The sequence below is a fragment of the Microcoleus sp. PH2017_09_SFU_O_A genome (assembly GCF_020738625.1).
Classification (GTDB): domain Bacteria; phylum Cyanobacteriota; class Cyanobacteriia; order Cyanobacteriales; family Microcoleaceae; genus Microcoleus.
This window is the reverse complement of record NZ_JAEQCF010000080.1, coordinates 1-10,483: the sequence shown is the minus strand read 5'-3', so window position 1 is coordinate 10,483 and position 10,483 is coordinate 1. Positions and strand designations below refer to the sequence as shown.

Below are 10,483 nucleotides of genomic sequence, written 5' to 3'. Positions count from 1 at the left end.
CTTTCTTATATATAGAGCAATACAGTTAACTGAAAACTGGTAGTCAAAGGTACGTAGTTGCGCTTCAGCGCTCTTTCTTATATATAGAGCAATACAGTTCACTTAAGAGTGCTACTCGTGAAACTTCTATGAAAAATAGATACAGTTTGCTTCGTTCCTCTCGAAGGACAATCTTAAGTAAACCTCATTGATAGATAAAGAGCGCTGAATCGCAACAACGTACCTAATAATGAACACCTATTAAAAAAACTAAAGTCCTCACTACAAACAAAAAATCATCTACTTACTCAACGATTTTTTGCTGTTTAAAAAGTTCCTTAAACTTGCGCTGCTGTTGATTGTGATCTACAATCGGATCTGGATAATGAAGCAGCCGACGTTCTATAGGCGAAATATTTCCAGTTAGCAAAAGCTTAGTATCCACTCGGCGCAATTCTGGAACCCAGTGCCGAATATATTCCCCTTCCGGGTCAAATTTTTGAGCTTGACTGGCGGGATTGAATATTCGCAAAGGTTTCGGATCCATGCCACTCGATGCACTCCACTGCCAGCCGCCATTGTTAGCAGAAAGGTCGCCATCAATCAATTTTTGCATGAAGTATTTTTCGCCCCACTGCCAGTTAATAATTAAATCTTTGGTGAGGAAACTAGCAACTATCATCCGACATCGATTGTGCATCCAACCTGTTTGATTTAACTGCCGCATTGCCGCATCAATAATTGGATAGCCAGTTTTGCCCCTGCACCAAGCTTGAAACAGCTTTTCATCGTTCTCCCAGGGAAAGTCTTTGAATGCTTTACGGTAGGGGCCATCTGCTAATTCAGGGAAGTTATACATCGCGTGTTGGTAAAATTCCCGCCACGCTATTTCCTGTTGCCAAGTGCGGATACTTGTGCAGGCTTCTTCGCTGCGGCAAGTGTCCATTACTATCTGGGTAGCTTGCCAAACAGTGCGGATGCCTATTGCACCAAATTTGAGGGCGGCGCTGAGTTCTGATGTACCCTTATTTGCGGGGAAATTGCGCTGTTCTTGATATTCGTAAATAGCGTTCTCGCAAAATTCTTCTAATTTTTTTTGCGCGGCACCTTCTCCGGGTTCTATTACTAATGGATTTTCCCAAATGAATCCCAAACTCAAGGCCGTTGGCAGTGTTTTCATGGCACCTGTTTGGTTGGCTATTTCTTGTTCTTCTGCGGTTAATCCCGTCATTAATTGCGGATAATTTATCGGCAGTGTCTCTACAGCTTGGGCTTTTGGTTGGCTGTTCCATTTTTTCCAAAATGGTGTATAAACTGTGTAGGGATTCCCTGTACCAGTCCGTATTTCGTCCGGGGCGTGCAGAACTTGATCCCAGAAATTTTTAACTTTTATTCCTGCTTGTTGGAGGGCGTTTGATACGGATATATCGCGCTCATTTGCATAGGGTTCTACATCTCTGTTCCAAAATACTGCTTTAGCATTAAGTGCCGCGGCTAATTTCGGTATTCCCATACGCGGGTCATCTTGAATTATTAGTAATTGGCTGCCTGCTTCGCTGTAACGTGAGGAGAGTTTTTCCAAGCAACCTATCATGTAGGTAACTCTGGCTGGCGCTACGTCATCGCGATCGAGTATATTGCGATCGAGACAAAAAATCCCGACTACTTTCGGACTTTGCTGGCGTGCTGCTGCTAGTCCAATGTTGTCAGAAATACGCAAGTCGCGACGGTGCCAAAATAAAATTAAATCAGACATTCGATTTTAGATTTTAGATTTTAGATTTTAGATTTTAGATTGACTCCCACGGATCGAGCCGGGGATTGTTAGAATGCAGAGCTTTTCATAGTCTCTATCCCGCTCATTCCCCCGGTTCAAGATGCGAATCAATGAATCCGGGGGCTGGTTACCAGAAAGAATTGGTTGAAAGCCTCTCCCCGATCGGGATAAATTAAAATCAGACTATTTATTACTCCAATCCTCTTCCTTCCTCAACTGTCAACTGTCAACTGTCAACTGTCAACTGAACAACTTTGCTTTAAGTCAAAAAAGGACGCGCTAAGAAGAAGCTAGAAATAGATTTCGCATCAATTGGTTCCCCGGCTAAGATAGCTTTTTCTAATTCTTCTGGAGTGAATAAAACTGTCTCCATGTCTTCATCATCGTCTTGTTCTGGCGGCTGTTCTAGTTTGACCAAATCTTCTGCTAAAAAAGCATAAATGATTTCGTCAGAATAACCGGGTGCTAGCATGAATTTGCCTAATTCCCGCCATTTTCCGGCGCGATATCCGGTTTCTTCTTCGATTTCCCGTTTGATAGTTTCGGCGGGGTTTTCATTGATTTCGACTGTACCTGCGGGAAATTCTAAAATCCGCCCTTTGGCGGCGAAGCGGTATTGTCGCACCAAGACGAGTTTACCTTCGGGGGTAACGGGAACTGCTAGTGCTCCGCCTGGGTGGCGAATACATTCCCAGTCGCCTTCGGAACCGTTGGGAAGGCGGAGGCTGGCTACATCAAAGTTGAATTTGCGCCCTTGGTAAAATAGGCGCTGTTTGAGGAGTTGGGGTAGTTCTTGACCGATCGACATAAGTGAGAAGCGAATAATGTTTGATTGCACCGATTTAAGACATGATATCGTTTCCGGTGGCATCGGAATAATAATTTGGATGCTGTCAGTGCGAGCGTCCCGCTCGCTACCCAAATCGCGAGCGGGACGCTCGCACTACATAATTCCGATGCCAACGGATTTGACATCATAGGCGATCGCCGCCCTGAATTTTGCTCATTTTCTACACTTTCATTTTTTGCACTCCGGAACAGTCTGCGGTTTTCAGGATTTGGCCGATCGCACTTTTCGTCACAGGATGCGCCCAATCCGGCGCAATTTCTACCAAAGGTACTAATACAAAAGCTCTTTGGGTCATCCGGGGATGAGGTAAAGTCAGTGTCGGAGTTTCTAGGATTAAATCATCGTACAGCAGCAAATCCAGGTCGAGGGTTCTCGGCCCCCATTTTTCGCGGCGAATCCGATTAAATTTTATTTCAACTTCTAATAAAGTTGCTAGCAATTGTTGTGGTTGTAGCGTAACTTCTAGGATGGCACAGGCGTTAATGTAATCGGGTTGCGGCGGCCCTACGGGGGCGGTTTGATACCAGCTAGAATGGGATTTTACGGCGATTCCGGGGGTGTTGTTGAGAGTTGCGATCGCGCTTTTGAGCGTGGCGAGGGAGTCGCCTAAATTGCTGCCAAGGGCGATCGCACATTTTGTTGATTTCATTGGGAATTGGTTATTAGTTATTGGTTGTTGGTTATTGGTTATTGTTAGTTACTTTCTGAGTAACGCGGGGTAGACCTTATTATTTTAATCTCAGCTTAATTCAGTGTTAATTATTATTGATTATCATTGACAAATGTCAGTATTTAGTTGAAAGATTAATGAATTTGCACCGTCGCCTCTTGTCTGCCGTCATTCTAGTAACTATCAATTTAACAACAAGTGTATCGATCGGTTTAGCAGAAGCTAAGGAAACGTACCTTACCTTAAATTCGGACGATAGTCAATCTTTCGCGGGTTTAGTTCAGCAGGCGGAAGATTTAGCCGCATTGTCGATCGCCCGCGAGTTTCAAGAAAATCCGGCGTTAACAGAAGTTACCATCATCATTACAGCCGATCGCAGCCGACAAAGAGTTCCGGTTTTGCGATCGAGAGTATCCCGCAGCCAGTGGCAGAAAGATTCGAGAATCGAACAGTGGACTAGATATTTTGCTGATTCTCAATACCTGCTGGGATTCAGAGATAGCTATATTTCGTCGGGAAATTCAGGGCGATCGCAAACTATTAACGTGCCCGCCCCCAGCCGGCCTGCATCCCGACAAAACGATCCGGCTTTTCGAGATGATTGAAGAATTTGGGCATGGGGCATGGGGCATGGGGCATGGGGCATGGGGCATTGGTTATTGGTTATTGGTTATTGGTTATTGGTTATTGGTTACTGGTTATTGGTTACTACTGACAACAGTTAACAGACAACAGTTAACCTTTTGTTAACCTAAATATCTCCCAATTTTAATTAACCTTAAGGTTAACTTCCCTTAATTTAACAGTGATAAATTTCTAGGTAAATCATGATTAGGGATGTTGGGTTGAATAGGAATTTATGTCTAAAATAACTCGCCGACAACTGTTAATTTTCTTCGGTAGCAGTGCAGCTACGACTGTGCTTGCGCCTCAACTCACTGAAAAACTATTCGGCATCAATTCCACCTCGGCCGAAGCTGCCTTAAGTCCTCTATCTTTCACTCCGTTAAGACTACCTCATCCACTGCCAGTTTATAAAGAATTGTCGAGCTTTATGCCTACTGCATTGAACGGACAGGGTACGGTAATGGCGGCCTCGCAAAATACTAGATTAACCAGCTACAACGTAGTTGACGATGTGGTTGTCCCGCCGGAATACGAACGGTACGTGATTCTTCGCTGGGGCGATCGAGTTTTCCCCGATTCGGCAGACTATTTTGGCTACAACAACGACTACACCGGCTTCGTAGAGATTCGCGGCAGCAATGACGATGGCTATCTCTGGGTTAACCACGAATACATATCCTTCCCGATGTCGAAAGTGGCACCGGAAGCGCCGGCAGATGTGGCATCTTTCCCCGCAACCGATCGCGCTGTCCTCGGTTTAGACTTATCCGTAAAAAATCGCGCTACCCTCGGCGAATTTCTATACAATCTCGGTGGATCGATCGTCCGCATCACCAAACAAGCTGATGGACGCTTTAGGGCGATCGCCCGCGATTCCCTCAACCGACGCATTCACGGACTTTCCGGCCTCGGAATCAACAGCCAGCGTGCGGACAAATACAAAGATGTCACCTCCTGGGGAACCAGACGAGGCGACGACAAATATCTCACAGGTACGGGCCCCGCAGCCACCCAAGTCTTCGCCCAAGTCAACAGCGACGGGCTCGGAAACCGGATCGTCGGTACAGCCTACAACTGTTCCGGCGGCACAACCCCGTGGGGAACAATCCTCTCCGCCGAAGAAAACTTCCAAGGTAGCGAACTATTCTTCGTCGGAGTTCAGGAAAACGTCAAACCCAACGGCGGCCAAACGGGCTACGCCAAGGGCACGACGGGCGAAGAATTCGGCTTAGTCGGCGAAAAATACGGCTGGATGGTAGAAGTCGATCTCCAAGATCCGAATTTCCGCCCCCGCAAACACACCGCTTTAGGCCGTTTCCGCCACGAAAACGTCGCGATTCGCGCCGAAGCAGGCCGCAAGTTAGTAGTGTACATGGGAGACGATCGGCGCGGCGGACACACCTGGAAATTTGTTAGCAACGGTACTGTCACCAATCCCGCAGATAAAAGCAACAGCCGCTTGTTTGAAGATGGCACTTTATACGTCGCCCAATACAACCGTAACGGTGCTGGAAGATGGTTGCCACTAGCATTAAATAGCCCGACGAATCCGATACGTCCTAGTAAACTTGGCGAAGCGGAATTAGCAAGTTTTGGCAAAGCTCAAAGAGATGCTAATACTCGCTTACCCAAACGCGCCGGAATTGCAGGTCAAACTGAAGATGGTGGTTCATTTGTAGCGGATATAACTAATGAAGCAACAACACTTGCTGGCTACAGAAATAAAAGTCTGGCTAATTTCTATACCAGCCAAGGTGCAGTTTTAGTTGATGCCTTTTTAGCTGCTAATTTAATTGGTGGCACTCCGACGGCGCGACCGGAAGATTTGGAAATTAATCCTACTACCAAGGAAGTTTTCATTGCTTATACTGACGCCGCACCGGGTAGCGACGGTTATCCAGATTCTCGCATTTTTACTGTTGCTAAATACACTGCCGCGCTCAATAGCACCCAGCAGTCTGGAGGAATTTACAAAATTATTGAAGATAGTTCCGACGGTGCGGGTTTGACTTTCCGCTGGCAGCGTTTTGCTCAAGGTGGAGAGGCCGGTGCAGTAGCTGGGGCGGGATTTGCTAGTGTAGACAATTTGGCTTTTGACACTCAAGGTAATATTTGGGGTGTCACCGATATGTCTACTAGCACGCACAATGGTTTTGATGTCGGTGCTGCGGCAAAACAAGCGACGATCGACCACAAAAAGACGGGTAATGTGTCGGAGTTTACTGGTGTTTTTGGCAACAATTGGCTGTTTTACATTCCAACGAACGGCCCGAATGCAGGAACTGTAATTCCTTTTGCTCAAGGCCCGAACCGATGCGAAATCACTGGGCCGACTTTTATCGGAGATACCCTAGTAGTTGCGGTGCAGCATCCGGGGGAAGATTGCCCGATCGATGATGGTACTGTACTCAGCCGCCAAATTGAAATGTTGGATTTGAGTGGTGCTGTTTTCAATCAAACTCGGACTGTTGCTCGCGGCAGTTTGTGGCCGAGTAATATTGAGAATGACAGGCGCCGATCGCCGATGCCTTCGGTGATTGGGATTCGCCGCGTGCGATCGACGACAAGCGGTCAATTTGTTTAAATAGGACTTGCGCGTGAAGCCCTAGAAACCGGGTTTTTGCCCAGATATGTCGTCGCAGCCGACAGATTCGATAAAAACCCGGTTTCTTTTCTCAGCGACGCACCCTACAAATTAGTAACTACCGTCACACAGCAGGACGAACAACACGAATCAGTTTACCTTCCAAAGATTCTGCTGCTGTAATAGCCGCATTGATTCGGTTAGCCAGCGCTTCCCAATTGCGATCGTTCGTACAGGCGATAATGCCAGCATGAAGGGGCTGTATGCGATGCAACCGAAAGAAATCTTTACGGTTTTCAGTAATCACGGCACGTTTTTCGCTACTGGCAAAAGCTAAAACATCCGAGTCAGGAATTCCTTGATTAGCTCTGCCTGCTTCTTGGACAGTCAAAATATCGTGACCTAAAGCTCGCAGTAATTCTACAACAGGATAGGGGTATTGCTCATCGGCATAGAGACGTGCCATCTGCTACAAATCCTCGTACATGACTTCATCGTTTTCCCGAATTTCGGTTTCGATTTCATCGGGAAAGGCTTCAGCATAAGCCCAAGCGTTGGCAATATCAGTAGCAGATAGCGATAAATAGCTTGTGAGTAAATCGGCTTCGCTATAGCCAATCCGACGAGCTTCTACAAGCCCCCAAACGGTGATGCGAGTTCCAGCAATGCAGGCACTGCCACCACAAACACCAGGCGTTTTTTCAATACCGCGCCAAGGACTAATTTTCCCTTGGGATAGCAGTTGAACCACTTGAGCTTTTTCGTCGTCAGAGAGTGCCAGCAATTGAGGCTCTAATTCTTTCAGCGTCATGGCAAACAATAGAATTGCGGTTACTTTCTATCTTATCAAACAACTTTTAAGAAAGTCATCTTAAAAAAGAGCGATCGCCCGAGAGTCAAGCGATCGGCTGGTATTATCAAACAGTCTGTATTGACTGGAAAACCTGTTTTCGCACAAAAATAACCGCAGAATTTCAATAAGTTTTATGTACCCACTTTGGAATCAAGGCTAAGCTGGATGTAATAAGACTCTACAGCTTGTATGAAAAAAATGCTTTATTCACTTTTGCCTAAATCTCAACTCAACATTCGGGTTTTAAAACATTTAGCAGCCGCTGTTTCTGCATCTTTAGCTCTCAGTGCAATTACCACTTTGAAACCCTCGCCAGTAACGGCTGCTGGCGATATCCCCCTAACACAAACCTCGACTCAGCTAGCAGCAAAACCTGATTCTAGGTTGCAGCTAGGGCAGTTGCGTACCACTGTTCCCGTGCAGAGAATGCAGCTCGATGGGGGTGGATTTATCCCGATCGCGATCGGCGGTATGATAGTTATTCTAGTGCTACCGCTATTTTTTGGCGGATTAGTCGTAATTGGCGATCGCGAAGTCGGAATTGTCAGTAAAAAGTTTAGCTTTGGCGGCAAGTCTTTACCCCCAGGCGATTTAATTGCCTTAAACGGAGAAGCTGGATATCAAGCTGATACTTTACCCCCCGGTTGGCATTGGGGTTATTGGCCTTTGCAGTACAACGTTCGCAAAGAATCTCTGACGATAGTTCCCCAAGGCGAAATTGGTCTGGTGATCGCAGCAGGCGGCGAGTCAAATCCACCGCAGCGCATTCTCGGCAAAATCACAGAATGCGACAATTTTCAAGATGCTCGCAAATTCCTCAAAGGCGGCGGCGAAAAAGGGAGACAACTCGGAATTTTGACTGGTGGCAGCTATCGAATTAACACGGCATTGTTTACCGTAATTACAGCAGCAAATTCTCCCAAACACGGGATGACAGCCGAACAGTTAAAACTGTACACGATTGCCCCGGATAAAGTAGGAATTGTCACCACTTATGACGGCGTTCCGATTCAAGATGGCGAAATTGCCGGCCCGATCGTTCCGAATCATGACAACTTCCAAAACTCGCAAAAATTTATCACTGCTGGCGGGCGGCGCGGTTTGCAGGAACAGGTTTTGCTTTCCGGTTCGTGGAACTTAAATCCTTGGTTTGTCGGGGTTGACCAAGTGCCGATGACCGAAATCCCGATCGGCTATGTCGGCGCCGTGATTTCCTATGTGGGTCAAACCTCGGAAGATGTCAGCGGCGCTGCTTTCACTCACGGCAACTTAGTAAATGTCGGGAATAAAGGGGTGTGGGTAACTCCGCTTTATCCGGGCAAACATCCGCTGAACACTCGCATTTTGAAAGTAGAATTAGTACCAACTACCAATATTGTTTTGAATTGGTCGAGCAAAATAGAAAGACACAGTTACGATTCTCAACTTTCATCTTTAACAGTACGTTCTAGAGATGGTTTTGCCTTCGATTTAGAAGTAGCTCAAATCATTCACGTCGGCGCTTTAGATGCTCCGAAAGTCATCTCTCGCGTCGGTTCGATGCAGAACTTAGTTGACCACGTTTTGCAGCCGACAATCGGCAATTATTTCCGCAATTCGGCTCAATCTTATTCTGTGTTAGATTTTCTCTCCGCCCGGAGCGATCGGCAAGCGGAAGCAGCCGAGTATATCAAAGCAGCTTTGCGTACCTACGACGTGCAAGCAATTGATACTTTGATCGGGGATATTTTGCCACCCGCAGAGTTGATGCAAACTCAAACCGATCGCAAAATTGCAGAGGAACAATGCAAGACTTATGACGTGCAGCAAATAGCACAAACTCAGCGACAACAATTGGTGCGGGAAACTGCTTTAGCTGAGATCCAGCAAGAGATGGTGAAATCGGAACAAGGTGTGATGATTTCTGAGTTAAAAGCGAATTCTCAGGTGAAACAAGCTCAAGGCGAAGCTGAATCTATTCGAGTGAAAGGAAATGCTCAAGCTGAAGCTTATCGCGCGGGTGTTGTGGCTTTGGGCGGTTCCGGTTATACGGCTTTGCAGTTAATGCAAATTATCGGTGACAGTCATGTGCGAGTTGTACCGGATGTTGCGGTTAGCGGCAACGGTAGCGGCGGCGGTTTGGTTGACGGTTTACTGGGAATGATGATGTGGAATCAAACGGGGAAAAATGGCGAAAATGGCGGGGAGTTACCTGTAGTTAAGTTACAAAAATCTGAATCTGTGGCCAAGTTACCTGTAGCAAAGGTGAATTCTGTTAAGTCCCCGGAATCTCGCCCTAATTCGCCCCCTGTTGCGAATTCGGATAGTGATATTGATTCGCTGTTTGATGAATTGCCATTTGACAATTCATAAAGGTATGTAGGGCTTGCTGAAAAAGTCAGAAAACAGCATTGAGAAAGATAAGTCAATTCGAGATCGCCTCGGCAATATAAGTTTTGTCAATTTTATGATGACGAAACATAGCTTTTACCAATGATTGGAGCCCAAAAATATCCAAAAAGGTTTTTGTTATGAAATAGACAGAAAAAAAGCCAAAAAGCCTGCCTTCTTCTGGGCAGAAAGATTCATCACCAGAAAATTTATAGCGATACTTGTTTCAGAAGTATTATTAAGTTTAGCCATCACTCTACCGAGGCTAAATCTTCTTTTAGCTTCTCCAAATCTTCCCTCAATTAAGTTACGAATTCTCTCGTCTGATTGAGCTTGTTTTTTTATTGATTTGCTCAGATCTTTGGGAGGTCTTCCTAGACGGACACCGCTCATTCTGATGCCGAGTTATTTGCACCAAATTCTATTTTCTTCCGTTCGATATATCCGATCTACATGAATTGATTCAGGGTAAAATCCGGTGAATCGTTTAAATGCTTCTACTTGTGTCTTTAAGTCTCCTGATTCGTTGAAATTATCCCAACTAAGGAATGAAAATTTAATAACATCAGCGATGTATAATAAATAAATGAGTGAATATGAATAGGTTCATGTTTCGGTATGGATGTCAAATAGTATACCTACTTGGTTATTCTTATGTCGCCCATGATTTGTTGATTTGAATCATTTATCCTAACATAATTTATGTATTACTCAGACGAAATTACTGCTTTAATGCTCCAACATCATCAGTCTTTATCTGAAAAAGACAAAAG

Annotated in this window: 8 protein-coding genes and 1 pseudogene; 3 read left to right on the top strand and 6 right to left on the bottom strand. The window is 45.6% G+C overall.

From position 1 onward, the window contains the following. Positions 1-283: 283 nt before the first annotated feature. From JGK16_RS25330 to folK, 3 genes are all read right to left on the bottom strand, one after another. Positions 284-1,735: an FAD-binding domain-containing protein gene (locus tag JGK16_RS25330; protein ID WP_293193161.1), complete on the bottom strand. Its 1,452-nt coding sequence runs from the start codon at positions 1,733-1,735 to the stop codon at positions 284-286. A 280-nt stretch (positions 1,736-2,015) separates the two neighbouring features. Beyond that, positions 2,016-2,564, bottom strand: coding sequence for an NUDIX hydrolase (locus JGK16_RS25325; RefSeq protein ID WP_293193171.1), 549 nt, complete (start codon positions 2,562-2,564; stop codon positions 2,016-2,018). Positions 2,565-2,766: 202 nt separating this feature from the next. Next, positions 2,767-3,255, bottom strand: a complete 489-nt coding sequence (folK, locus tag JGK16_RS25320; protein WP_293185390.1) for a 2-amino-4-hydroxy-6-hydroxymethyldihydropteridine diphosphokinase — start codon at positions 3,253-3,255, stop codon at positions 2,767-2,769. Positions 3,256-3,413: 158 nt separating this feature from the next. Here folK and JGK16_RS25315 point away from each other — a divergent pair, with 158 nt between their 5' ends. Further along, complete coding sequence (locus JGK16_RS25315; protein ID WP_293185391.1) at positions 3,414-3,881, top strand: hypothetical protein; 468 nt, start codon at positions 3,414-3,416, stop codon at positions 3,879-3,881. Positions 3,882-4,135: 254 nt separating this feature from the next. Then, positions 4,136-6,487, top strand: a complete 2,352-nt coding sequence (locus JGK16_RS25310) for a PhoX family phosphatase (protein ID WP_293193160.1) — start codon at positions 4,136-4,138, stop codon at positions 6,485-6,487. A 124-nt stretch (positions 6,488-6,611) separates the two neighbouring features. Here the strand turns inward: JGK16_RS25310 and JGK16_RS25305 are convergent, their stop codons facing one another. Further along, on the bottom strand, positions 6,612-6,953 hold the full coding sequence (locus JGK16_RS25305; RefSeq protein ID WP_293185393.1) for a DUF5615 family PIN-like protein: 342 nt from the start codon (positions 6,951-6,953) through the stop codon (positions 6,612-6,614). A gap of 3 nt (positions 6,954-6,956) precedes the next feature. Beyond that, the gene (locus JGK16_RS25300) at positions 6,957-7,298 is read right to left on the bottom strand and encodes a DUF433 domain-containing protein (protein ID WP_293185394.1); all 342 of its coding nucleotides are present in this window, start codon (positions 7,296-7,298) and stop codon (positions 6,957-6,959) included. A 240-nt stretch (positions 7,299-7,538) separates the two neighbouring features. Here JGK16_RS25300 and JGK16_RS25295 point away from each other — a divergent pair, with 240 nt between their 5' ends. Further along, positions 7,539-9,692: a flotillin family protein gene (locus JGK16_RS25295; RefSeq protein ID WP_293193159.1), complete on the top strand. Its 2,154-nt coding sequence runs from the start codon at positions 7,539-7,541 to the stop codon at positions 9,690-9,692. A gap of 156 nt (positions 9,693-9,848) precedes the next feature. On the opposite strand, the pseudogene JGK16_RS25290 reads toward JGK16_RS25295, so the two are convergent. After that, a pseudogene (locus tag JGK16_RS25290) lies at positions 9,849-10,253 on the bottom strand (transposase); the annotation flags it as partial. Between the last annotated feature and the right edge of the window lie 230 nt (positions 10,254-10,483).